At 46.4% G+C, this 23,207-nt stretch carries 21 protein-coding genes and 1 pseudogene; 16 read left to right on the forward strand and 6 right to left on the reverse strand.

From position 1 onward, the window contains the following. Nucleotides 1–62: 62 nt before the first annotated feature. Both ABCW47_RS02650 and ABCW47_RS02655 read left to right on the forward strand, forming a co-directional pair. A complete protein-coding gene (locus ABCW47_RS02650; protein ID WP_343208315.1) occupies nucleotides 63–1,349 on the forward strand; it encodes an adenylosuccinate synthase in 1,287 nt (428 codons plus the stop codon). Then, nucleotides 1,346–1,474: a hypothetical protein gene (locus ABCW47_RS02655; RefSeq protein ID WP_343208316.1), complete on the forward strand. Its 129-nt coding sequence runs from the start codon at nucleotides 1,346–1,348 to the stop codon at nucleotides 1,472–1,474. Before ABCW47_RS02650 ends, ABCW47_RS02655 begins: the two co-directional genes overlap by 4 nt. A gap of 112 nt (nucleotides 1,475–1,586) precedes the next feature. Here ABCW47_RS02655 and ABCW47_RS02660 read toward each other — a convergent pair whose 3' ends face one another. Continuing rightward, nucleotides 1,587–2,033 carry a DUF3788 domain-containing protein gene (locus ABCW47_RS02660; RefSeq protein ID WP_343208317.1) on the reverse strand — a complete coding sequence of 149 codons (447 nt, stop codon included), beginning with the start codon at nucleotides 2,031–2,033 and terminating at the stop codon, nucleotides 1,587–1,589. A gap of 133 nt (nucleotides 2,034–2,166) precedes the next feature. Between ABCW47_RS02660 and ABCW47_RS02665 the strand changes: the two genes are divergently transcribed. From ABCW47_RS02665 to ABCW47_RS02705, 9 genes are all read left to right on the forward strand, one after another. Then, nucleotides 2,167–3,141, forward strand: coding sequence for a hypothetical protein (locus ABCW47_RS02665; protein WP_343208318.1), 975 nt, complete (start codon nucleotides 2,167–2,169; stop codon nucleotides 3,139–3,141). Nucleotides 3,142–3,233: 92 nt separating this feature from the next. After that, on the forward strand, nucleotides 3,234–4,043 hold the full coding sequence (locus tag ABCW47_RS02670) for an MBL fold metallo-hydrolase (protein ID WP_343208319.1): 810 nt from the start codon (nucleotides 3,234–3,236) through the stop codon (nucleotides 4,041–4,043). A gap of 485 nt (nucleotides 4,044–4,528) precedes the next feature. Next, a complete protein-coding gene (locus ABCW47_RS02675; protein ID WP_343208320.1) occupies nucleotides 4,529–5,191 on the forward strand; it encodes a flavodoxin in 663 nt (220 codons plus the stop codon). A gap of 69 nt (nucleotides 5,192–5,260) precedes the next feature. After that, nucleotides 5,261–5,737 carry a flavodoxin gene (locus ABCW47_RS02680; RefSeq protein WP_343208321.1) on the forward strand — a complete coding sequence of 159 codons (477 nt, stop codon included), beginning with the start codon at nucleotides 5,261–5,263 and terminating at the stop codon, nucleotides 5,735–5,737. A 98-nt stretch (nucleotides 5,738–5,835) separates the two neighbouring features. Beyond that, nucleotides 5,836–6,504 (forward strand): response regulator transcription factor, encoded by a 669-nt coding sequence (locus tag ABCW47_RS02685; RefSeq protein WP_343208322.1) that lies wholly within the window; start codon nucleotides 5,836–5,838, stop codon nucleotides 6,502–6,504. Beyond that, nucleotides 6,485–7,990, forward strand: a complete 1,506-nt coding sequence (locus ABCW47_RS02690; protein WP_343208323.1) for a sensor histidine kinase — start codon at nucleotides 6,485–6,487, stop codon at nucleotides 7,988–7,990. The genes ABCW47_RS02685 and ABCW47_RS02690 overlap by 20 nt, the downstream gene beginning before the upstream one ends. A gap of 407 nt (nucleotides 7,991–8,397) precedes the next feature. After that, on the forward strand, nucleotides 8,398–9,297 hold the full coding sequence (locus ABCW47_RS02695) for an ATP-binding cassette domain-containing protein (RefSeq protein WP_343208324.1): 900 nt from the start codon (nucleotides 8,398–8,400) through the stop codon (nucleotides 9,295–9,297). Next, nucleotides 9,294–11,468: a M1 family aminopeptidase gene (locus tag ABCW47_RS02700; RefSeq protein WP_343208325.1), complete on the forward strand. Its 2,175-nt coding sequence runs from the start codon at nucleotides 9,294–9,296 to the stop codon at nucleotides 11,466–11,468. The genes ABCW47_RS02695 and ABCW47_RS02700 overlap by 4 nt, the downstream gene beginning before the upstream one ends. After that, nucleotides 11,461–12,174 (forward strand): hypothetical protein, encoded by a 714-nt coding sequence (locus ABCW47_RS02705; RefSeq protein ID WP_343208326.1) that lies wholly within the window; start codon nucleotides 11,461–11,463, stop codon nucleotides 12,172–12,174. The genes ABCW47_RS02700 and ABCW47_RS02705 overlap by 8 nt, the downstream gene beginning before the upstream one ends. Before the next feature lie 85 nt (nucleotides 12,175–12,259). Here the strand turns inward: ABCW47_RS02705 and ABCW47_RS02710 are convergent. The 5 genes and pseudogenes from ABCW47_RS02710 to ABCW47_RS02730 all read right to left on the reverse strand — a co-directional run bounded on the left by ABCW47_RS02710 (nucleotide 12,260) and on the right by ABCW47_RS02730 (nucleotide 17,721). Beyond that, nucleotides 12,260–14,112, reverse strand: a pseudogene (locus tag ABCW47_RS02710) (extracellular solute-binding protein). Beyond that, nucleotides 14,106–14,954 (reverse strand): ABC transporter permease, encoded by an 849-nt coding sequence (locus ABCW47_RS02715; RefSeq protein ID WP_343208327.1) that lies wholly within the window; start codon nucleotides 14,952–14,954, stop codon nucleotides 14,106–14,108. Before ABCW47_RS02715 ends, ABCW47_RS02710 begins: the two are co-directional and overlap by 7 nt. Beyond that, nucleotides 14,944–16,020 (reverse strand): ABC transporter ATP-binding protein, encoded by a 1,077-nt coding sequence (locus tag ABCW47_RS02720; protein ID WP_343208328.1) that lies wholly within the window; start codon nucleotides 16,018–16,020, stop codon nucleotides 14,944–14,946. The genes ABCW47_RS02715 and ABCW47_RS02720 overlap by 11 nt, the downstream gene beginning before the upstream one ends. A gap of 62 nt (nucleotides 16,021–16,082) precedes the next feature. Further along, nucleotides 16,083–16,622, reverse strand: a complete 540-nt coding sequence (locus ABCW47_RS02725) for a helix-turn-helix domain-containing protein (protein WP_343208329.1) — start codon at nucleotides 16,620–16,622, stop codon at nucleotides 16,083–16,085. Nucleotides 16,623–16,881: 259 nt separating this feature from the next. Next, a complete protein-coding gene (locus ABCW47_RS02730; protein ID WP_343208330.1) occupies nucleotides 16,882–17,721 on the reverse strand; it encodes a hypothetical protein in 840 nt (279 codons plus the stop codon). Between the two features lie 299 nt (nucleotides 17,722–18,020). On the opposite strand from ABCW47_RS02730, the gene ABCW47_RS02735 reads away from it, so the two are divergent. From ABCW47_RS02735 to ABCW47_RS02755, 5 genes are all read left to right on the forward strand, one after another. After that, nucleotides 18,021–19,523, forward strand: a complete 1,503-nt coding sequence (locus ABCW47_RS02735; protein WP_343208331.1) for an LCP family protein — start codon at nucleotides 18,021–18,023, stop codon at nucleotides 19,521–19,523. A gap of 221 nt (nucleotides 19,524–19,744) precedes the next feature. After that, complete coding sequence (locus ABCW47_RS02740; protein WP_343208332.1) at nucleotides 19,745–20,500, forward strand: D-alanyl-D-alanine carboxypeptidase family protein; 756 nt, start codon at nucleotides 19,745–19,747, stop codon at nucleotides 20,498–20,500. A gap of 127 nt (nucleotides 20,501–20,627) precedes the next feature. Continuing rightward, nucleotides 20,628–20,954 carry a hypothetical protein gene (locus ABCW47_RS02745; protein WP_343208333.1) on the forward strand — a complete coding sequence of 109 codons (327 nt, stop codon included), beginning with the start codon at nucleotides 20,628–20,630 and terminating at the stop codon, nucleotides 20,952–20,954. 228 nt (nucleotides 20,955–21,182) lie between these two features. Further along, nucleotides 21,183–22,532, forward strand: a complete 1,350-nt coding sequence (locus tag ABCW47_RS02750; protein ID WP_343208334.1) for a sensor histidine kinase — start codon at nucleotides 21,183–21,185, stop codon at nucleotides 22,530–22,532. Beyond that, nucleotides 22,510–23,196 (forward strand): LytR/AlgR family response regulator transcription factor, encoded by a 687-nt coding sequence (locus tag ABCW47_RS02755; RefSeq protein ID WP_343208335.1) that lies wholly within the window; start codon nucleotides 22,510–22,512, stop codon nucleotides 23,194–23,196. The genes ABCW47_RS02750 and ABCW47_RS02755 overlap by 23 nt, the downstream gene beginning before the upstream one ends. The last annotated feature ends 11 nt before the right edge of the window (nucleotides 23,197–23,207 follow it).

A 23,207-nucleotide genomic window follows, 5' to 3' on the forward strand; every position in this document is an offset into this window, starting at 1 on the left:
TATGAAAAACACTTTAACCGGCTCCGGGTACTTGAAACCCGGAAGAAAGGAAAGGTTTCAACATGGTAAAAGCAATTGTAGGTGCGAATTGGGGAGACGAAGGGAAGGGAAAGATTACAGACATGCTGGGCCAGGAATCCGATGTCATTGTCCGGTTCCAGGGCGGCAGCAATGCGGGACACACCATTATTAACCATTATGGAAAGTTTGCCCTCCATCTTCTTCCGTCGGGGGTATTTTATAACCATACGACCAGTGTGATCGGAAACGGTGTGGCGCTGAATATTCCTTATCTGATTCAGGAAATCAATTCTCTGGTGGAAAAAGGGGTGCCAAAGCCTAAAATTCTGGTTTCGGACCGGGCCCAGATCCTTATGCCCTACCATATTTTATTTGATCAATATGAAGAGGAACGGCTGGGTAAGGGTTCGTTTGGGTCCACAAAGTCCGGTATCGCTCCGTTTTATTCGGATAAATACGCAAAGACCGGGTTCCAGGTTTCAGAGTTATTTGCTGATGAGAAATATCTGCGGGACAAAATCGGCCGTGTATGTGTTCAGAAAAATGTCCTTCTGGAACATTTGTACCACAAAGAAAAAATAGATGAAACCGTCCTGTACGATAATTTGATGGAATATAAAGAGTTAATCGCGCCCTATGTCTGTGACACGGCAGCTTATCTGCGCCGGGCTGTAAACGAGGGGAAGAATATTTTGCTGGAAGGGCAGCTGGGTTCATTAAAAGACCCTGACTTCGGGATTTATCCCATGGTGACTTCTTCTTCCACCCTGGCAGCTTATGGTGCGATCGGCGCGGGTATCCCTCCCTATGAAATAAAGGAGGTTATAGCAGTGGTCAAGGCTTATTCCAGTGCGGTAGGGGCTGGAGAATTCGTCAGCGAAATTTTCGGGGATGAGGCCGATGAGCTGAGACGCCGGGGCGGTGACGGCGGCGAGTTTGGCGCGACCACCGGACGGCCGAGAAGAATGGGCTGGTTTGACGCGGTGGCAAGCCGGTACGGCTGCAAAGTGCAGGGAGCGACGCAGGCGGTGCTGACGGTTCTGGATGTTTTGGGCTATCTGGATACACTCCCGGTCTGTGTGGGCTATGAGATTGACGGAACGGTTACGAAAGAGTTCCCGGCTACGACGGAGCTTGCAAAGGCCAAACCGGTCTATGAATATCTGCCCGGCTGGAGGCAGGAGATCAGAGGGATACACAAATACGATGAACTGCCGGAAAATTGCCGGAATTATATTGAGTTTATTGAGAAGGAGCTTGAGGTTCCGATCACCATGGTTTCAAATGGACCGGGGAGAGAGGAAATTATAAGGAAGAGTGAAGAATGAAGAGTGAAGAACAAAAGAAAGTGAAATTTGCGGCGCAGCCGCAAGGGAAAACGAGCCGCAAGCAAGCTTGCCGCCCGGTAAAAATCACACTTCGTGTGAGTGAAAGTGTTCCTTCGGAACAGTGAAAATAGGATCATGGGGATACGCCGCAGGCTGATTTGGCCGGCGGCGTGTCTTTGTTCTTGCGGATCTTTTGTTCGATTTGTATAATGAGGCTAGAAAGTGATTACGATCGTGCTACCGGGAGGCCGGTTTCTGCGGCTTTTGTTTAACTTCGACCAATTTGAGTATGTCTTCTAAATCGGCTTCTGTGAGTATACGAGGCTTTATCCATCCGCCGTTAGTGCCGCAGGGATAACGGTCAGCCCAGAGCGCCTGGATTTCCGGGGAGAGGGACGGCAGCAGGTCCTCTACCTCCGGTACGTGATGATCTCCCAGCTGCATCATAGCGGTGATCGCCTCTTTTTCAAAGAACAGATAAAAAAGATGTTTTGATTTATGGGAGTATTTGTATCCCCAGCCGTAGCTATTTCCGAAGGGAAAACGCAGTTCCCGGCGCAGATCATATCTGGCCGTAAGCTGGTTTTCTAATATTTGCAGATTGCGAACTCCGTCTGCGCCGATATACCCGGCGATTTGGTCAGTTGTGGGAACTGACTGCTTATCCAGCATTCTCTCGTACATGTTATGCTCCATTCCTAAGTGTTTGCGTAGATGCAGTGAATATCCTGTTCTAGTTTCATCAGAATACTAAATTATGTTGACAGCGTCATGTCATATTTAAAATCATTATAATAGAAGTGATGAGGAAATGTATATGAAAATACGAAAGATTATGTGCGCGGGTGTTATCCTGCTCTTGACTCTGACGGGTACAACATCCTGTTTGGGCCAGAGTGCCGATAAGCTGAATCGGATTTTTTATCAGAACTTGGCGCAGTTCGGTCAGGAGAATCCGTTGAGCCTCACTATGCCGCCCCATATCAGCCGGGAATTATGGTTCTGGCAGATTGAGAGGAACTTTGTATTCCGGAATATTGCAGAGAAGAACGGAAGCTATGTGATCGAAACTTCTGCGGCAGGGGAGGATCTGGAATGGTTTCGGAAGAATTTGCTTTCAGGCATTGCAGAGGATGTAAAAATTCAGTTTAAGACCGATCCGGATCTGGAGCGGCATAGAAGGCAGCAGGAAGCTCTTTTCCAGTCGGATGCATTTCTGAAAATCAGAGAAAGTGCCAGGGGAAAATCCATTACTGCATTTCTTACCTGGGCTGGTTTTTTGTATATAAAGGCGGCCCCTCCTAACGACTATATAAGGATTTATAATATGGACGGACATGAATTATTGGTTGACACACCGACAAGGGAGCATAAAGAGTTTTTGGAAAACGTTATATTTGGCGAAGATATTTTGCTTTCCGACGCTAATCTGACCGGCTATGGACATGATACGGCATATGATGATATTTCAGGCTCTGATAATCTTTCGATACAGGTTAACGGCGGATATCTGGAGGATGGACTGTTGTTTTATCATGTTACTTCTGCCATTGACCGGGAATTGGATCTGAGCAATTACGCGCTGGAGTCCTGGGATGGTAAGAAGTGGAATAAAGTGCCGCATCATGAGCAGTCCTTTATACCGTACTTCATCGATTCTCTGCAGCCCTATGGGGAGCTGTTCGGAACGTTTTATCTAAATGAATTCGAATATCTTGAAAAAGGCAGGTACCGGTTTATTCTGGATTTTTCCAGTCGGAGCGAGGTGCTGTTTTACGAATTTTCTATCTGATCTGAGGGATTCTTTGTATGAAAACAGGCTGTTTTCATGTGTCAGTTATGGTATACTTATTCTGCATAAAACGAAAAAGGCGGGAAAATCAGATGGAGAATGAAAAATTAATTGTGCTTGGAACCGGCAATGCGGCGGTAACAAGGTGCTATAATACTTGTTTTGCAATCAGAGAGGGTGAGGAAACCTTTCTTGTAGATGCCGGAGGCGGCAACGGTATCTTAACTCAGCTGGAGAAAAGCAATATACCGATGGAAAGTATTCATCATATTTTTGTGACTCATGCCCACACGGATCACATTCTGGGTATGGCCTGGATGATCCGGTTTATCGGAACCAGGATGAACCAGGGAACCTATGACGGGAATCTGTATATCTATTGCTTTAAGGAACTGGAAGAGACGATCCGTACAATCACAAAACTCACGGTTCAGAAGAAATTTTATAAGTATTTTGACGACAGGATTTTGTTTGTGACGGTTAAGGATGGTGACCGCCGGACCATATTGGGAAGGGAGACCACCTTCTTTGATATAGGGTCTACTAAGGCGAAACAGTTTGGGTTTACCGTTCAGTTAAACAATGGAAAGAAGCTGACCTGTGCGGGGGACGAGCCTTACAGAGATTTGATTCATGATTTTGTGCAGGGAAGCGACTGGCTCTTGCATGAGGCGTTCTGCCTGTATTCCCAGAGGGACCGCTTCAAGCCTTATGAGAAACATCACAGTACCGTAAAGGAAGCCTGTGAGCTGGCGGAGGGGCTCAAGATACCGAATCTGGTGCTCTGGCATACCGAAGATAAAAATATCAGTGAACGGAAGGCTCTCTATGAGGCGGAGGGCAAAGCGTATTATCATGGGAATCTGTATGTGCCGGATGATCTGGATGTGATTGAGCTGTGATTGTGCAGCAGCTTATCATTCTGCGGAGATGGAACGGATTCTATGAAACTTCGGGTTTTAAATTATTTCCTTACAAATGTCTGCTATAAGGGCCATAGTTAGTTATGAGCATGAAATGCATAAAACGCATGCCTGGAGATAAAGTATAGGTATTTTACATTTCTTTTGATTCCGGCTATATTATAGGTGTCCGATCATCGGGCATCTATTTTATTATTACATAGGAAAGTTCTCCAAACTTTCCTATGTAATAATAAACCCTCCGGGGGATCGTACTGCGGCGGAAAGGAATTGCGTTGCCAGAGCAACCCGCCGCAGGCGGAGAATCCCGCTTGCGGGATTCTATGTTCTATAGGCTTCATGCCCTATATGATAAATTCTCCGGGAGACCGCACTCGCGCCAAGCGTGGCGGCGTTTGTTGCAATATGACATCCTGGATTACCTGCAAAATTAAGAACGAACAACTTCAGAAAGGAGATTTATCATGAAGAAAACAGTTGTCATGCTGCTTGTATTTGTATTGCTGTTTTCGCTGACTGCCTGTTCCCGCGGAGAGGATACCGGCGAAAATACGAAGCCGTCAGATATCGGACAGATTTCCGGCACCGACGTCCCTGCATCGCAGCCGGGTGACCAGATATCCGAAGAGGATGAAACCATTGAAAACAATGGGCTTGTCATCTATTTTTCATGCACAGGGAATACGGAGGCTGTGGCAAATATGATTGCAGAAAAGACCGGGGCTGCTATGTACGAAATAATCCCGGAGCAGCTCTATTCAGAGGAAGATATCGACTATCAGAATGACGAGTGCCGTGCCAACCAGGAGATGAAGGATGATACTGCCAGACCGGCGATATCCGGCGATAGGAAGGATCTTACAGAGTATGACACGCTATATGTCGGATACCCGATCTGGTGGGGAACGATGCCTAAAATAATGAATACCTTCTTTGATACATATGATTTGTCCGGTAAGACGATTCTGCCATTTTGTACCTCCGGAGGCAGCGGTATTTCTGAATCTGTTGCTGCCGTGCGAGAGGCGGAACCGGATGCTGAGATAAAGGAAGGTCTGCAGATCAGAAGTTCTGATGCGGATGATTGTGCCGAAGCGGTAACCGGATGGCTGGAAGATAATAAATAGGAGAGAGTTAAAAATGAAATGTCGGGATTCGAAATGAATTTGACAGACAACTTTAAGGAGGAATTGATTATGCCAAAGAAACTTGTTGCTTATTTTTCCGCAAGCGGTATTACTGAGAATGCTGCGAAACAGATTGCAAAAGCTGCCGGGGCGGATTTATTTGAAATAAAACCGGCGGTGCCTTACACCTATGAAGACCTGGACTGGACAAATAAAAAGAGCCGCAGCTCTGTGGAGATGAATGATCCTTCTTCCCGGCCTGAAATTGCAGGGATACTTACGAATATGGAAGAGTATGATACCGTTTTTCTTGGCTTTCCGATCTGGTGGTATGTAGCTCCCACCATTATTAACACGTTTCTGGAAAGCTATGATTTTTCGGATAAGACTATCATTCCCTTTGCTACCTCCGGTGGCAGCGGTCTGGGAAACACAGAAGAGGTATTAAAACCTCTTTGTTCTGAATCAACAAGATGGCTGCCTGGGAAAATGCTGAACAGCATTTCTGATAAAATCTTAAAAGACTGGCTTGCTGGCCTGGCTTAAAAGAAAAGTTCAATAGAATAAAAAATCTGACTACATACAAACTACAAATATCTGTGATAAACTGATTCTAAACATTTCAATTGGCTGGAGGTGGCAGCATGGCAAAAGAGATCTTAGTGGTGGAAGATGAGTCAGATATCCAGGAATTGCTGGAAAATTTTCTGGCTGAGGCGGGTTATGGGGTTACCCTGGCCGCGGATGGGGTACAGGCCCTGACTCTGTTCCGGGAGAAAGAGTATGATCTGGTGCTTTTAGATATCATGCTTCCGAAGATCAGCGGGTACGGAGTCTGTGAAGTGATTCGGCAGCAGTCCGGGGTACCGATAATCATGCTGACTGCCCTGGACAGTGAAGAAAATCAGATAAAAGGGCTGGATATGCAGGTGGACGACTACATTACCAAGCCCTTTTCCATGCAGATCCTGCTTCGCAAAATTGCCGCGGTACTGCGCCGTACTTCGAGACAGGAGGGCACGGAACAACTGGTTTACAAAGATTTGGTTCTGGATCTGGATGCCTATCAGGCTGCAGTCGGGGGTATAGCCATAGAGCTGACCCACAGGGAATTTGAGCTCTTAAAGGAACTGCTTACCCATCAGGGCAGGGTGATGACCAGACAGATGCTGCTGGAATCACTTTGGCAATATGATTTTTTCGGGGATGAAAGAGTTGTGGATACTCATATTAAAAACCTGCGGAAAAAACTGAATGTAGACTATATAGAAACCATCAGAGGGGTGGGATATCGTGTTGCTAAAACGAATTAAGAACAGCTTGACGGCCCGGATATTTATCATAACCAGTCTGCTGCTGATCAGTGCATGTACACTTACCTATGGGTTTATTGCGTGGTTTATGCCGCTGACTTATTCTAACACCCTTGATAAAGAATTGGAGGAAGATACACAGGTACTGCTGGAAAAGTTAAGCAAATCAACCCTGGAGGAATGTGGAGATTTGCTGAACGAATTTGCAATCAAAAATTCCGGTCTGGCCCAGATAATGGACAAGTATGGAAATATTGTAGAGGTTCCGAGTGATTTCCAGGTCGCTGTGGCGGAGGACTTCGGATCGTCAGGCTTGGGTGTGAGCGGGGAAAAAAGTGATGATTCGGTAGTAACCGGCTATGAAAGCGAATATTCTTCCATATCGCTCAGCAAGGGGTATCCGTTTCATTTTGCGGATTCCGATGAGGAATATACACTTGCGGTTGCCGGAGGACTCCGGAAAATAAATCAGGCCGCGGAAGCAATGGGCCGGATTCTGCCGCTCCTTGCTGTGGCGGTCCTGACCATGTCTTTTATTGGTTCTTTCATTTATTCCCGTTCGATTACCAGGCCGATTGTCAGCTTGAGCGGAATATCTCAGAAGATGTCCAAACTGGAATTTGGCTGGCACTGTGATGAGCAACGCAAGGATGAGATCGGAACGCTGGGACGGAGCCTGAACGAGATGTCGGAACGGCTCTCCCTGGCTCTGAGCGAGCTGGAGGAGGCGAATAGGAGTTTAAAGGCTGACATTGACAGAGAACGGGAACAGGAGCGAAGGAGAACAGAATTCTTTTCTGCGGTATCCCATGAACTAAAAACCCCGATTACGATTATCAAGGGACAGCTGGAAGGGATGCTGTATCAGGTTGGGAGTTACCGTGACCGTGACCGGTATCTGGCCCGGTCCCTGAAGGTAGCAGGTCAGATGGAGGATATCGTTCAGGAGCTGTTGATGATATCTAGAATGGAAACGACAGGCTTTGAAGTGCATCAGAAGAAGATAGATTTTTCAGAGCTGCTACGGAAAACCGCAGCTGGCTATATGGAATTAGTGGAGCAGAGCGGACTGGAATTTCAGGCGGATATAGAAGAAAAGATTGAGCTAAGGGCAGACGGGGGATTGATTCAGAAAGCGGTGGGGAATCTGCTCAGCAATGCCTGCCGGTATTCACCCCAGGGGGCGAAGCTGTTTGTTAAGCTTTCGAAGGAAGAGGGAGAAATAAGGCTGGATGTGGAAAATACAGGTGTTTTCCTGGAGGAAGGGACAGAGGAACATCTCTTTGAACCTTTTTACAGAGGAGAGCAGTCCCGCAACCGACAGACCGGCGGAAGCGGGCTGGGCCTTTATATTGTGAAGACGATTCTGGATCTGCATCAGGCTTCCTGCCAGATAAAAAATACAGAGAGCGGCGTTATCGTCCGTATTTGCTTCCGGGAGAGGGAAGCTGTGCCGCCGGTTTGCCATACCGGAATACCGAACTGAATAACATAATTTATCATGGAAGTAGATAAGACTCCCCCCTCAATAGGAGGTGAGTAAATAACAAATTCGTCTTGGTGGGAGTTAGGTATCCTTCCAAGATAAAGCCTCCGGCGGATTGCAGAGCCGCACAGATGTATTATGTCATGCAAAGCATGACGTGCGGCTCGCAGCAAGTACGCCGAGGCGTACTTGAATGATACCCCTGTATCTTGTCTCCTGAAGGCAGCAAGATACAGGGGTTTTCTGGTTTTGAGTACAACTTTAAATCTTCATATAAAATACAAGAAAAGCACAGATATGCCACAAAGTCAGCTGCTAAAATGAATCATGTAAAGAGTGATACTCCTTCAATATACAAACTTGGAAAGGACTGACGGCGTATAAATCGCCGGAGGAAAGACGGAAAAATGAAGATTGCGGTTGAAAATTTAAACATGACGTATCCCAATGGGAAGCAGGCACTGCAGCAGATATCCTTTCAGATTGAAAGTCCGGATATGATAGGCCTGGTCGGGCCAAACGGAGCTGGAAAATCCACACTGATGCAGCTTCTGGTTGCGGGTCTGATTCCCACAGGAGGGACCATTTCGGTAAATGGAGAATCCCTCAGGAAAAAAGAAAACGAGCTGAAAAAAGAACTAGGCTATCTGCCCCAGTCGTTCGGCCTGTACGGAGAGCTTACAGTATGGCAGTTCCTGGACTATATGGCGGCGGTTAAGGGGCTGAGAGACAGCAAGCCAATGATTGAACAGGCTATTAGAATGGCCAATCTGACAGAACAGAAAAAGACAAAAATACGGACTTTATCCGGAGGACAGCGCCAGAGGGTGGGAATTGCCCAGGCAATGCTTGGAGATCCCGAACTGATTATAATGGATGAACCAACCGTGGGACTGGACCCGGAGGAACGAATTCACTTCCGAAATCTTTTTTCACAGAGAGGAGATAAGAAGATTGTGATCCTCTCCACCCATATTATTGAAGATATACAGTCTATCTGTAACCGCCTGATTGTTATCAATCAAGGCCGCATATTATTTGACGGGCCGCCGGAGAAGCTGATCCTGCAAGCCAGAGGACATGTGGGAACCTTTATCGAACAGAAAATGAAACAGGATGAAGCAGCTTATATGATTACATCCCGGGTGAACACGGCAGATGGAATTGCCTGCCGTATTGTAACCGAATCCCTTCCGCAGTTTGCGGAGGCAGTGGAGCCTACACTGGAGGATGCCTATATGTATCTGATCCAGAAGGACTCAGCCGCCCATAACCATAAAATGAGAGAAAGGAAGGATCGCACATGAGATTTTTATCCTGTCTCCGGCTGGAATTAAAAAGAATCTTCTGTTCCGGAATCACCTGGATTGCAATGGCAATTACAATAGCCGCCCCGCTGGCCGGCTATCAATTTATAAAGCCGGTCGCGGTCGCTACAGAAACGGCAAAGTATCTCGGAAATCCTACCATGACGGCGGCATGGGCAGGTACGATTATCTTTGCCCTTCTCACTCTTTTTGAGATGGACCGGGTACATAAAAACAGAATGGACGCTATCACCGATGCTGCGGTATCCCCTGTGACACTGGACATAGCTCATCTGCTGGCCGTACAGGCTGCAGGTGCCTCGGCAGTGGTTTTGGCAGCTGTATTGTATCTGCCCTTTACGATCTGGAAGCTCGCCCATGTATTCCGGATCAGTACATATCTGGGCAGTTTTTTCCTCATAATGCTGCCGGGAATTTTGTTCGGAGCGCTGCTTGCAGCCGCGCTTTACCAGATTTTCCGCAGGACGGACATTAGTTTTGTCCTCATTATGGCCCTGTTAATTGTGAGCCGTGGAAAATGGTTTGGAGAGAATTACCTTATGCAGTGGTCCGCACCGTGGGTGCCGGCGCTCTCCGATGATTTCAGCAACGCCCCTATTTTCAGGCCCGCCCTTTACAGCCGTCTGTTCTGGCTCGCCGCTTTTGGGGCACTGTGGATTCTTTCTCTTTTATGTATCCGGAAATATAAAAAGAATCTTCTCTCTTCACTGGCCAGGGGAATGAAGAAAGTTCCGCTGCTATTGTGCGCCGTTTTACTGGCGGGCAGCGCTTTCTATCTATATCAGAATGAACCGTTCCTGGATCACAGCCCGGAGGAAATAGAATTTTTAGATCCGGAAGTTCCAGAGGGAATTTTGTATCTGGGCTCTGAGTTTGATGTTAAAACAAATACATTTCTGGGCACCCTGAGCGGGACGGGAGTATACCATCTGGAAAATATGGCTGGAACTGAGCAGGAATTTATTATGGCTCTGAACCCCGGTTATGATATAAAGAAGCTTGTAGTGAACGGGGAAGCGTGCCGGTTCGAGGACCTGAAAAATGACAATATTAATTCCAGAGATTATAAGATATGGCTTCCAGCAGACGAAAAACTGACTCTGGAAGTGGAGTATGGAGGAATGCCCACGATCTGGAACCAATCTTCCTACAGCATGTACGGCCCTCTGATCAGCGGCAGTTACATGGATCTTATCACAAATTCCCTCTATCCCAATCCGATGCTGATTGAGAAGGAAGACTCGGATATTACTGTCCGTTTTACGATTCCGGAGGATATGACCCCAGTCACGATGGGAGATACCACGAAGCTTGTATCGGAAAATGGGGACGGAACAAAGACATGGCTGGCCCACAACGGAGGAAGGCAAATGCGTCTTTATGCCGGGGACTATATGAAAGTTGACCTGACGGATAATTCGGGAACACCCATTGAATTCTACTACAGTAGGAAGCACCAGAAAAGCCTGGATCAGTTCCAGGCCATTGACATCATGAAGGATGCTGTTGATTATTGTATAGAGCAATTTGGCCCGCTGCGTTTTTCGCCGGACCGACCCTTTAAAATTGTACAGAGTACGGCTTTCCTGTTTGGCGGAAATGCTGTAGAGGGCATGAGTGTCATGGGAGAAATTTATTTTACCGCCAGCAATCTGAAAGATAAACAAAAGGGGGCTGGTGCGGCGGAGGTTCTGGCCCATGAGATCATCCACCAATGGTGGGGATTGAGCGCAAGCCTGATGGACATGGAGGATACGGTATGGAGTGACGAGGGTATCACCACTTACACCACCTACCGGCTGATGCGCTATTTGAAGGGAGAGGACTATGCGGAAGAGAACTATGTGAAAGAATGGAAGGCTTCGGTACAGAATCTTGCAAACAATTTCTATGCAAGACATCCGGAATATATCGCACAGCTGCCGGATAAATACAAGGCAGAACTTGACTCAGCTTCCTGGGGCACTGAAACCTACGACGGAATGGCACTGGTCTTCTGGAAGGCCGAACAGCTTATCGGTACGGAAAAACTGGATGAAATCCTGACCCGGCTCTTCCTGGAAGGGGGCACACAGATGCCGCCCTATATTACCTATCAGGACTTTCTGGACGCCTGTGGACTGACAAAGGAGGACTTGGAACATGTTTAAGCTATTTCGATACGAACTGCGGCGTCTGCTGTGGAACAAATTTTTTCCGGCACTGACCCTGATTACTATCTGGTATGCCCGCCAGATACTGACCGGAGAAATCCTGATGGGGATCTCAAATACGGCTCCTTTTTCCGGGTGGAGTTTCGGTGTGTTCCTGGCTCAGGTCTCCCCCCTGCTTTTGATAACGCTGCTGTTTTTTCTTACCTTTCTGTATTCGGAGCAGGAAAAGGAAGTCAGAAAGCTTACAGACCCTGTGCTGCTCTCTCCCATAAAGTACCACTTTGTACAATACGGAGCAATTGCAGCTGGTTATCTCATTCTCTGCATTATTGTACTTGTAGAAGCCGGTATCTGTTATTACAAATGGTTTGGCTTCCGGGAGTTTCAGACTCTGATTCTGCCCGCACTTCTGGTACTGGTTCCATCCTTTCTGTTCCTGTTCGGACTGGGTAATATTCTGGGAAGAATAAAGGGCAGCCTGCTCTACGCACTAATGCTTCTCATGCTTGTACTTACGCAGCTGCCGATGCCTGTGTGGTTCGATCTGCTGGGAGAAAGCTATTTAAGAGAATATCCGCTTTCTCTGGGTATTGTGGAACCGGCGTTTCAGTTATCGTTAACGGCAGGGATAAGCAGACTGATTTTTTGCCTGACTGGTATACTGTTTACAGCGTTGGCGCTGAGAAAAAAGAAGGAACAGTGAAAATTCAACCATTAAAAAAGCGGTACGCTGTTTTAGCGTACCGCTTTTGAAGCAGTCGTTTATTTTGATTCAATTTGTTCTAAGATCAGCTTTTTACTTCTTCCCATTTGGAATTATAAAGGGTTTCCACCTCGTCGCCCAGGTAGCGGAACGCATTGCAGCGGTCCAGGATATCCCGTCCGGGGAATGCAACTTCGCTGTCTTTGATATCCGGATCTTCAATCAGTTCTCTGGCACCCATATTCGGGGTGGAATAAGTAATGTACTCAAAGTTTTTCAGTGCGATGTCGGGGCGGCATAAGAAGTTGATGAACGCCTCGGCATTTTCTTTATTGGGTGCATTTTTCGGTACGACCCAGCCGTCAATCCACACATTGGAGCCTTCTTCCGGTACAACATATTCCAGATCCGCGTTGGAACGTTTGGTATAGATGGCCTCACCGGAATAGATAACGCCGATTGCCGCCTCATTGTTGATCATTTTGTCACGGACCTGATCGACCACATAGGCCTGTACCAGACTATGCTGCTCTTTCAGCAGATTGGTGGCTTCTTCGATCTGTGCCTCATCCGTGGTGTTCTGATCATAGCCAAGATAGCAGAGGGCAGCGGTAAAGGCATCCCGTACGCTGTCGATCATCAATATATTATCTTTGTATTTTTCATCGAAGATGGCGCCCCAGCTGGTGATCGGCTCATCTACCATGGTTTTGTTATAGAGGATTCCAAGAGTTCCCCAGCAATAAGGGACAGAATACTTGTTGCCCGGATCGAAATCCTCCGCACTTTTCAAATAGGAAGGATCAATGTTTTCAATATTGGGGATATTGTCGAAGTTTAATTCGGCCAGCAGATCATTCTGAATCATCTTTTCAATCATGTAGTCAGAAGGGCAGATGACGTCATAGGCGACTGCTCCGGCTTCAATCTTGGAATACATATCCTCATTGGTTTCAAATTCATCGTAAACTACTTTGATACCAGTTTCCTCGGTAAACAGGTCACATACATCCTCGTCGATGTATTCCCCCCAGTTGTAAACATAAACTACATTTTCGTCATTTTCCTTTTTCCCGCAGCCGGTGAAGAGAAAACATACCGCCAAGAGGGTGAGTGCAATGCCAGCTAATTTTTTCATCTTGAATGATTACCTCCTTGAATTTCTTTTCGTTCCGGCTTGTGGTTGATCAGAATCAACAGAATCAATACGGAAACAAACAGCAGGGTGGACAGTGCATAGATCTCCGGTTTAATTCCCTTGCGCAGCTCAGTATATATTTTGGTGGACATAGTATCCACGCCCGGTCCCTTGGTGAAATAGGTAATAACAAAGTCGTCCAGGGACATGGTAAACGCCAGCATAAACCCGGAGAGGATTCCCGGAAATATTTCCGGAAGGGTTATCTTATAAAAAGCGTAAAAAGGAGCTGCTCCCAGATCCAGGGCCGCTTCATAGGTACTGCGGCTGGTCTGGCGCATCTTGGGCATTACGCTTAAGATGACATAGGGGATATTAAAGGTTATGTGGGCCAGCAGTACACTGGTAAAGCCCAGTTTGAAGCCCAGCATCACGAACAGCAGCATCAGGGAAATACCGGTTACAATATCGGCGTTGAGCATGGGAATATTTGAGATCCCCATGAGAACGGAACGGTATTTGCGCTTCATGTTGTTCATAGCCACCGCAGCGGCCGTGCCGATCAGGGTTGCAGCCAGAGCGGAGATAAAAGCGATCAGCAGCGTGTTGACCAGAGCATTGAGAATCGTCTGATTCTGAAAAAGCTCTTTATACCAGTCCAGTGTAAATCCGCCCCAGACGGCTCTTGACTTGGATTTATTGAAGGAGAGCACGATCAGGGTAATAATCGGTGCATAGAGGAAAATAAACATCAGCACCACATAAAATTTCTGAGCGAATCCGCCTAATTTTTTTACCATAAGCCGCTTCCCTCCGAATCCTTATCGTATTTGGCCATCAGGACCATACTGATAATAATGAAAACCATCAGGACTAGTGAAAGGCCGGAACCGGCGTTCCAGTTGTTGCCTACCTTGAATTTCTGCTCAATGACGTTGCCGATGAGCAATATCTTGCTGCCTCCCAGGATATTGGAAATAACAAAGGTGGTCAGGGAGGGGACAAATACCATGGTAATCCCGCTGATTACACCTGGCAGGCTTAAAGGGAAAATAACCCGCCCGAAGGTCTGGATGCTGTTGGCCCCCAGGTCTCTGGCCGCGTTGATCACACTGCGGTCCATTCGGTGCAGGGAATTATAAATCGGCAGGATCATAAAGGGCAGGAAGTTGTAAACCATACCCAGCACAATGGCCCCCGGGGTGTTGATAATATTCAGGGTGGGCAGATGTAAAAGGCGCAGGAAATTATTGATCACACCGTTTTTCTCAAGCAGAGTCAGCCAGGCCAGGGTACGCAGCAGGAAGTTCATCCACATGGGAAGGATGAAGAGCAGAGCAATCAGGCTTCCGCTTTTCATTTTCAGGTTGGCCAGGATCATTGCCAGAGGGTAGGCCAGCAATATGCAGATCACTGTACAGATAAAAGAAAGGCCCAGCGCCAGACCCAGCGCTTTTAGATTGACCGGATCGGCGATTGCTGTAATATTTTCCAGCGTAAATGCCCCGTCCTTGGTGGTGAAACCATAATAGACCACCACCAGCAGAGGGATCAGGATAAAACCTGCCATCCAGATCACATAGGGACCGGAGAGCAGAAAATTTTTTGTCCGCTTCTTCGCGGCTGCCGTTTTAGTCTTCATCCAGTACCACAGCCTCCTCATCCTCGGATTCCGGTTTGTTCATAATCTGTATATTAAACGGATCGACCTTAATTCCGACTTCTTTTCCCACGGGGGAGAGAACTGTACTGTTAACAAGCCACTCATAGCCGTTAGCCATGACATCCATTTCATAGTGGACTCCTTTAAAAATCAGGGAGGTGACAGTACCGCGGATCGTCCCGTCCTCAGGAGCAACTAATTCCACATCTTCCGGGCGGATGACCACATCCACCGGACGGTTGGTGCCGAAGCCCACATCGACACAGTCAAATTTGGCACCCAGGATTTCCACCAGCTTGTCATGGACCATGATACCGTCTATGATATTGCTCTCGCCGATAAAGTCGGCCACAAAGGCATTGGTCGGCTCATTATAAATTCCCTCCGGCGTGCCGATCTGCTGAATATAGCCCTGGTTCATGACAACGATTGTGTCAGACATGGTCAGGGCTTCCTCCTGATCATGGGTAACGTAGATAAAGGTAATCCCCAGCTCTTTTTTCAGACGGATCAGCTCGTACTGCATATCCTGGCGCAGCTTTAAATCCAGCGCTCCCAGAGGCTCATCCAGCAGCAGGAGCTTCGGTTCATTCACAATTGCGCGGGCAATGGCGATTCGCTGTTTCTGTCCGCCGCTTAAAGAATCCACGTCTCTCTTTCCATAACCGTCCAGATTGACCAGCTTTAAGGCATAATCAATTTTATCCTTGATATAGGATTTGGATTTTTTCTTTATCTTTAAGCCAAACGCAATATTTTCTTCCACATTCATATGGGGAAAGAGGGCGTACTGCTGAAATACCGTGTTCAGTTCTCTGGCATTGGGAGGCAGGTTGGTGATATCCTTGCCCCGGAAGATCACCTGGCCCTCATCCGGCGTCTCAAAACCAGCGATGATACGAAGCGTTGTGGTTTTGCCGCAGCCGCTTGGCCCCAGCAGGGTCAGGAATTCATTCTCTCTGATATACAGATCCATCTGATCCAGCACGGTATTCTCATTAAATTTCTTGGTGATATGAATCAAATCTACTAATTTATTCGGCATGATTTCTTCCTTTCCCTGTCTGTTTTATTCTCCGGTGAAGAGATTTTTATCGGTATGTTTAGTTAAAAACTGGGCGGGGTAGATACCCACAAAAATTTGCTTCCTGTCTTGCCGGACGCGCTGATGTAGTGTTTTTCATTGGGTGTGAAATAAAAGGATTCCCCTTTTGCGGCTTTATAAGTCTTGTTCCCGATATGGATCTGGACAGAACCGGACAAAATATATCCAAATTCCTCCCCCTCATGGGGATTATCGGGATAGGTGGAGCCGTCCGGCTCCAGCGTTACAAGGATTGGTTCCATCATGTTCTTCTGGGCATTTGGTATGATCCACTGAATCATACTGTTTAATTCCATATCCTGTTTTTCGAAATAGTCTGCCTTGTGAAAGACAACCTGCTCGGAGGAAGTGTTGGAGAAAAACTCCTCCAGGTTTGTACCGAGACACTGCAGGAGATCCATCAGCGTCGCTATGGACGGCGAGGTGAGATTGCGCTCTACCTGAGAGATAAACCCCTTGGATAGTTCAGACCGGTCTGCCAGTTCCTCCTGGGTCAGGCCCTTTTGAACCCGAAGTTCTTTGATTTTATAACCAATGTCCATCGTGTCTCCTTCCGCCGTATTCTGCGGCTAAATGCCCAATTTATTAACCATACTTATGTAAATGTAATAATAAACTTGAAGTTTAGTGATACTAAACAAACAAGGCTTATTATACACATTATTTGGTAGGTGTCAATAGTTTTTGAGAAAGAGAAAAAATCGGGGTGAAAGAAGCATTGGCAGCTGTACAAAATTCTGCTGCCATAATAGAAACCAGTGCGGCCTGGCCCGGAAAACAGAGTTGATGGAAAAACTGTGTTTACGAGATAATCGTGAAAAGATACTGCATGGATTTTAGGTCATCCGGTGCAGGCTGATAGATGGCGTTATTATAATCTTCCCAGGTAAATTCCGTCTTATCGGAGAGCAGATATACGAGATCTACCTGATGCAGATAGTAAGCCCGGAACAGGCAGCTGCTGGAACGGTCCTCTTCCTGATATTCATAGAGGGTATAGACACCGTCCTCAAAAATCAGATCATGGAGAGATACAGTGGTTTTCAGGGAAGGATAATCAGGATAATAAATCTGAGCATAGCGCAGAGCAGCATCCTTTCCTTCTGAAGTCATATTTAAAAAGGTTTCCAGTGTATCTTTCCCGGACTGGATGAAATCATCCTTGATAATAAGGAAGTCTTCTCCCGTTATTCCATCTTCCGTAAGGGGAAAAGAGATGTCCTGAAAGCCGGTATAGGAAGGAAGAACAGTAAAATCACAGAGAGCATAGGTATTCCCGCCTGCCCCGATGCCAATCCGGTATTGACCGGGAGCAAGATCACAGGCGCCGGAAAAGAACTGAACCGGCATGCTTTCATTCGGACGCAAAATTTTTCCGACTTCATAAAATAACGGATATTCGACCGGTTTTATATCACACCAGGAACCGTTTTCTGATTTTTGCAGCAATTCAGGGCCAGCGGTGATAGCTTCCGCAGTCTGGTTATTTAAAACCGCTGACACCACAACGGTATCTGCTGTGACCTGGTCATGTATCAGTGTCAGAGTCAGTCCTTCAGGGGCAGAAGTTACTTCTTTATTTTCCCTGAAAATCAGAAAAAAGGCAGCATAGAGAAGAACGGCAGACAAAAAGATAAACATAAGCGTTCTTTTTTTGACTGATATACTCAATGAGTACGGCATTATCATCGCGGGTCCCTTCTTTCTATATTCACGCTTGTATCTTATTATCAGTATACAGGATCATATTGTAAATTAACAGACGGAAGCGCCTTAAACATTTCTTAATCTCCCCTGTACTACAATATTAATAATTTTTTACTAAACTGCCATTCTATACAAGAAACAGGTTTAAATTTTGGCGGCTTTTCCCTCTTTACAAAAGATGTCGAATTATGAGAAAATATGGGGAGATTCTATAGAGGAAGCAGGTAAAAACTATGAAAGTAAAACATGCACTGAAAAAAAGAAAGTGGGGATTTATTCTTTCAGGTGTGCAGGTAATAATATCTTTCGTTCTGTTTGGATTGATTGCAAAGCTGAATGTTCTTCAGTTGAAATATATGGTTATTCTGGCGGCTGTGATTCTTTTTGTGGACGTCTACGTCGTGATGAGCCAGTTCAGCAGAAAGCTGCACTGGGTGGGGAAGGTTTGCTCTGTCCTGCTCTGCTGTCTGCTGCTGTTGGGAAGTTCATATCTGTCAAAGGCCCACTCCACGCTGGATCATGTGACGGAAAAAGAAGATCAGGTGGATGAGATGTCTGTGGTTGTGCTGAAGGATAATGCGGCGGAGGCGCTCTCTGATATAGCGGACAGGCCCTTTGGTATCCAGGCGGCGGTGGACCGGGATCACACGGATCAGACAATCGAAGATATCAACAAGGCGCTGAAAACTGAGATTCAGATAAAAGAATTTGAAGACGTGGAACCGCTGGTTCAGGCTCTGTATGACAAAGATGTGGAAGCAATCATTATCAATGAGGCATTCCGGAATATGATTCTGGAGAATCATGAAAATTTTGATAAAGACACCAGAATTCTGGATGCTTATACCAAGAAGGAAGATTTACAGATCGAGGTGAAAGAGCAGGAGGTGACCGAGGAAATCTTTCATGTCTATCTCTCTGGTATTGATACCTATGGAAGCATATCCAATACCAGCCGGAGCGATGTGAATATTATCGCCACCGTCAATCCGATGAAGAAGCAGATTCTGCTCACGACCACACCGAGGGACTATTATGTGACGACTACGGTTTCCGGGACGATGCCGGATAAGCTGACCCATGCGGGTATCTATGGCGTGGATTGCTCCATCGGTACGCTGGAAACATTGTACGGCATTGATATTTCCTACTATGTAAAGGTTAATTTCACTGGTTTTATTAAGATCGTGGATGCTCTGGGCGGTGTTACCGTTCACTCTGATTATAATTTCCGTTCCGACTGGGGTCCCAGCTTTGTCAAGGGAGACAACCATGTGAACGGAGAGCAGGCGCTGGCCTTTGCAAGGGAACGGCATCATCTGCCCGGCGGGGATAACCAGCGAGGCAAGGATCAGCAGTATTTGCTGAAGGCCATCTTTGAAAAAGCCACCTCTCCTTCTATAATCAAGAATTTTAACAAGGTAATGGACAGTGTGGCGGAGAGTGTGAAGACAAATATGCCAAGTTCGGACATTACCAAGCTGATGAAGATGCAGCTGAATGACATGGCGTCCTGGGAAATCGTGATGGTACAGGCAACCGGAAGCAATTCCAGTGCCCGGACCTACTCGATACCGTCAAAGAATCAGTATGTTATGAGACCGGATCTGAATTCAGTGGAGGTCATCAAGGAGATGTTAAAACAGATGGAGGCCGGTGAGACAGTCACGGAAGACACCTACAAACAGCTGCTGGAACAAAAGAGCGCAGGTACAGCCGGGACCGGTCAGCAGTGATAACAGAATAGAAATTTTGATGAGATGCTGTAATTTTTTTACAGCATCTCTTTTTTTGATTAAATAATATTGCCATGTTTCTTATTAGGGACATCCGACAGAGAGGATAAGAAATTCATAAGGTTTTGTTAAGAGACAGGAAAGACTAAATTAAAGATACAGCCGCCGGCTTTTATTATAATAGGTATGAAAGAATAAAACCTGATTGGAGGCTGATTTTAATGAAAACTTATACTCTGTGCAAAGAACAGGTTTCAGAGGGTTCTCTGATTCTTGTGAATTCTTCTTATCCGCTGACAACCAGGGAACTGCCTGGGCTGACGCAGGTACATCCGGAATATCCGGATGTGAGGATCAGCGGAAATGTGATGACAAGCCTGTCGAAGATCATGGAGGATCTGCACTGTGAGGATCAGATTGTCCCGGTCAGCGGCTACCGGAGCCGGGAGGAACAGGAGACAATTTATGAGGAATCCTTACAGGAGAACGGAAAAGAATTTACGATGAAATATGTGGCACTGCCGGATCACAGTGAACATCAGACCGGCCTCGCCATTGATCTTGGCAAAAAAGAAGAAACTATTGACTTTATCCGGCCTGAGTTTCCTTATACAGGAATCTGTCAGACATTCCGGAAGCTTGCGCCCAGGTACGGTTTCATTGAGCGATATCCTCAGGGCAAGGAGCCAATTACCGGTATCGCGTGTGAACCCTGGCATTTTCGTTTTGTCGGAGTGCCCCATGGTGATATCATGCAGCAGATGGATCTGACGCTGGAAGAATATTTGTGCTTCATAAAAAAATATCCTATACATAAAACGCATTTCAAATGGGAAGATGAAGATATGGCGATGGATTTATTTTATGTACCAGCCGAGGATGAACCGGTGAAACTGACCTTTCCATCGGAAATGATGGTACATATTTCAGGAAATAATATTGACGGCTTTATTGTAACGGTAAGCCGCTATAAATAGAGATACCAGGCAATACCAGACACAATACTTAACGGTTTCTTGACGGGCAATTCGGGAAAAAAGCGGTATACTAATTATAATTAGTATGTCAAAAGGCCGGATTACTCTCAGGAAAGAAGGAATTGCAATGAGTAAATTGTCAATTTTAAGTTTTGCTCTGGCAGCTATATTTTTGATTTTTGGATGCTATGTGAAGGGACATAAGGAACCAATTTTATTCTGGTCGGCGACCCGGAACAAAAATAAGAAGGTTCAGGATGTCAAAGGCTATAACCGTGCGAATGTGCGGATGTGGATGCTGTACGCCCTCTGTTTTGTGATTACCGGTATTCCGGGGCTGTTTGGACTCTGGCTGGTTAATTTGATTTTGCTGGCCTTTATCGCTGTGCCGGGATTTTTGTTCCTGATGTATGTCTATACCAAGCTGGAAGAACGGTATCTGGTATCCGGGTAACCTGGATACAGGCAGGAAATTTGTGCCGCTGACAATGATAAATGAAATATGGATGTTATAGAAACGGCATAGCGCAGGCTATGCCGTTTTGACGTAGTACATAAACAGCGTCGCAGGGTACATAGATACATTTGATTTGAAAATAGAAAGCCGGTAAAATAAAAGTAACCGGATCAAGGGAACGGCCAGATCGGAAAGTTCCTTTCAAACTTCTGAAGGAGTATACATATGGATATCTTCTGGTTTTTATGGTATGCAATCATTTCTTCTGTTGAAACAATATCGTGTTCTTATCTTTTCACAAGGAGGATCGGAAGGCATAAAAACAGATTTATGCCGGTGATCGGAGCTATTATCCTATTTGCGGCTTTCTTGCTGATGCATACATTTTATGTATCCGATATGACGGCGGCGCTTGTCCGTTTTGTACTGTATATCGGATATGCATATCTGGCATTTGGGAATGGATGGGTTACACGAATTGTGTGGGGTTGTATTCCCGGACTGATTTCAGCAGCAGCGCAGACGCTGGCTTATGGAATTGCCTCCACATTTAATTACGGGGACCTTGCCGGAGCATGGCTGCCGGGAAGTGTACATTTTTACGTGACGGCTACCGCCGCCATGCTTCAAATTATAATTGTTCTGGCTGCGGCTAATGCAGGAAACCCGGCAGCCGGCAGTCTTACCATCCTGCAGCTGTTCTTTCTTATGGGAATGTCGGGTGTATGCATAGCTGCGATTCATATGCAGATGAGAGTTGTCTATACGCTGACGGGATTTGTCGGCACACAGAATACACAGAAAAGTGCCGTCTTTGTCAGTATATGCTTTCTGATCCTGCTGGCAGCGCTCGCAGGGCTGATTAACAGCCTGGGGAAGGAATCCAGGAAGGCAATGGAAAAATCTCTGGAACTGCAGCAGGTGCAGATGGAAAGTGATTATTACAGGAATCTGGAAGCTTCTGTCAAAGCGCTGCGTGAACTCCGGCATGATATGCAGACACATATGCACGTTATGAGGGGGCTTCTGGAAATCGGCGATGATGTTAAATTAAAAGAGTATTTTAACAGTGTGGAGGAACGCTTCCGGGCAGATAATATTGTTTTTGCCACGGATAATACCATGCTGAATGCAATGCTCACAAGCAAGCAGATGACCGCCGGGGAATACCGTATCAACATGACATTCAGTTATGCCACACAGCGCAGTATACCGTTAGCGCCTCTGGATTTGTGCTCTCTGATTGGAAATTTAATAGATAACGGGATTGAGGCCTGCCGGAAGGTGATGGATGATGACGCACGGTATATTGATCTCTTTGTTGGAGAGAAAGGGGACATGGTATATATCAAAATGAAAAATAGTTCAAATGGGATTTATAACTGGGATGATGGGGAGCTGCGAACTACAAAAACCGGAGGCAGACATGGGATCGGGCTAAAAAGAATCAGAAAAATAGCGGAGAGTGCAGGCGGATTTTTTGACGTGAATCCCCGTCCGGACGAATTTACGGCGGTGGTCATGCTTCCATCTGCAGGCGGAGGACAGGGATATGCTAAAAATTGCAGTGATTGAAGATGAGCCGCACTACAGCAGAGAACTTACATCGGCTATTCTGGCGTGCACCTGTCCGGAGCAGCTGAAAATCAACTGCTTTGTGTCGGGAGAAGCCTTTTTGTCTTCACAGTGGCAGGAAACTGCCTATACGGCCGTCTTTATTGACATTGAGCTGAACGGCATGAATGGCATGGAGCTGGCGCGGCTGCTGCGGCAGAAGGGGTATCAGGCTATGATCGTCTTCACGACGAACTATGAGCAATATGTTTATGACGGCTATGAGGTGGAGGCGTTCCGGTATTTAAGAAAGCCGGTCAAAATGCAGGAAATTCAGGTATGTATCGACCGTATGGGACAGGACAGAAGCAGCAGTTCACTGATTTTTTCCTTTAAACGCCAAAAATACTGCATTCCCTATCAAGATATTTTATATATTTCCAGCTATGGTCACTATCTGACGATCCACACGAGAGAACAGGACTATGAGTGGAAATATCTGCTGAAGGATTTACAGCCCAGGCTGCCCGGCCGGTTTGTGCGATGTCACCGGTCCTTTGTGGTGAATCTGGATTATATGCGCAAGCTGGACGGAAAACAGATTTTATTGAGCAATGGGGAAAAAATAGATGCTGCCGCCGGTTATCTGGAGGATGTGAGAAGAGCGGTGAGCCGTCTTGTTTGAGGAGGTGAATC

Source organism: Anaerolentibacter hominis (genome assembly GCF_032380675.1).
GTDB lineage: Bacteria > Bacillota > Clostridia > Lachnospirales > Lachnospiraceae > Anaerolentibacter > Anaerolentibacter hominis.

Excerpts from the sequence above, each read along its gene's own strand:
- ABCW47_RS02705 (WP_343208326.1), top strand. The coding sequence starts at position 11,461 with ATGTTTAAGCTATTTCGATACGAACTGCGGCGTCTGCTGTGGAACAAA.
- ABCW47_RS02650 (WP_343208315.1), top strand. The coding sequence starts at position 63 with ATGGTAAAAGCAATTGTAGGTGCGAATTGGGGAGACGAAGGGAAGGGA.
- ABCW47_RS02740 (WP_343208332.1), top strand. The coding sequence starts at position 19,745 with ATGAAAACTTATACTCTGTGCAAAGAACAGGTTTCAGAGGGTTCTCTG.
- ABCW47_RS02655 (WP_343208316.1), top strand. The coding sequence starts at position 1,346 with ATGAAGAGTGAAGAACAAAAGAAAGTGAAATTTGCGGCGCAGCCGCAA.
- ABCW47_RS02675 (WP_343208320.1), top strand. The coding sequence starts at position 4,529 with ATGAAGAAAACAGTTGTCATGCTGCTTGTATTTGTATTGCTGTTTTCG.
- ABCW47_RS02735 (WP_343208331.1), top strand. The coding sequence starts at position 18,021 with ATGAAAGTAAAACATGCACTGAAAAAAAGAAAGTGGGGATTTATTCTT.
- ABCW47_RS02670 (WP_343208319.1), top strand. The coding sequence starts at position 3,234 with ATGGAGAATGAAAAATTAATTGTGCTTGGAACCGGCAATGCGGCGGTA.
- ABCW47_RS02730 (WP_343208330.1), bottom strand. The coding sequence starts at position 17,721 with ATGTTTATCTTTTTGTCTGCCGTTCTTCTCTATGCTGCCTTTTTTCTG.
- ABCW47_RS02745 (WP_343208333.1), top strand. The coding sequence starts at position 20,628 with ATGAGTAAATTGTCAATTTTAAGTTTTGCTCTGGCAGCTATATTTTTG.
- ABCW47_RS02680 (WP_343208321.1), top strand. The coding sequence starts at position 5,261 with ATGCCAAAGAAACTTGTTGCTTATTTTTCCGCAAGCGGTATTACTGAG.
- ABCW47_RS02755 (WP_343208335.1), top strand. The coding sequence starts at position 22,510 with ATGCTAAAAATTGCAGTGATTGAAGATGAGCCGCACTACAGCAGAGAA.
- ABCW47_RS02725 (WP_343208329.1), bottom strand. The coding sequence starts at position 16,622 with ATGGACATTGGTTATAAAATCAAAGAACTTCGGGTTCAAAAGGGCCTG.
- ABCW47_RS02665 (WP_343208318.1), top strand. The coding sequence starts at position 2,167 with ATGAAAATACGAAAGATTATGTGCGCGGGTGTTATCCTGCTCTTGACT.
- ABCW47_RS02720 (WP_343208328.1), bottom strand. The coding sequence starts at position 16,020 with ATGCCGAATAAATTAGTAGATTTGATTCATATCACCAAGAAATTTAAT.
- ABCW47_RS02700 (WP_343208325.1), top strand. The coding sequence starts at position 9,294 with ATGAGATTTTTATCCTGTCTCCGGCTGGAATTAAAAAGAATCTTCTGT.
- ABCW47_RS02750 (WP_343208334.1), top strand. The coding sequence starts at position 21,183 with ATGGATATCTTCTGGTTTTTATGGTATGCAATCATTTCTTCTGTTGAA.
- ABCW47_RS02685 (WP_343208322.1), top strand. The coding sequence starts at position 5,836 with ATGGCAAAAGAGATCTTAGTGGTGGAAGATGAGTCAGATATCCAGGAA.
- ABCW47_RS02715 (WP_343208327.1), bottom strand. The coding sequence starts at position 14,954 with ATGAAGACTAAAACGGCAGCCGCGAAGAAGCGGACAAAAAATTTTCTG.
- ABCW47_RS02660 (WP_343208317.1), bottom strand. The coding sequence starts at position 2,033 with ATGTACGAGAGAATGCTGGATAAGCAGTCAGTTCCCACAACTGACCAA.
- ABCW47_RS02695 (WP_343208324.1), top strand. The coding sequence starts at position 8,398 with ATGAAGATTGCGGTTGAAAATTTAAACATGACGTATCCCAATGGGAAG.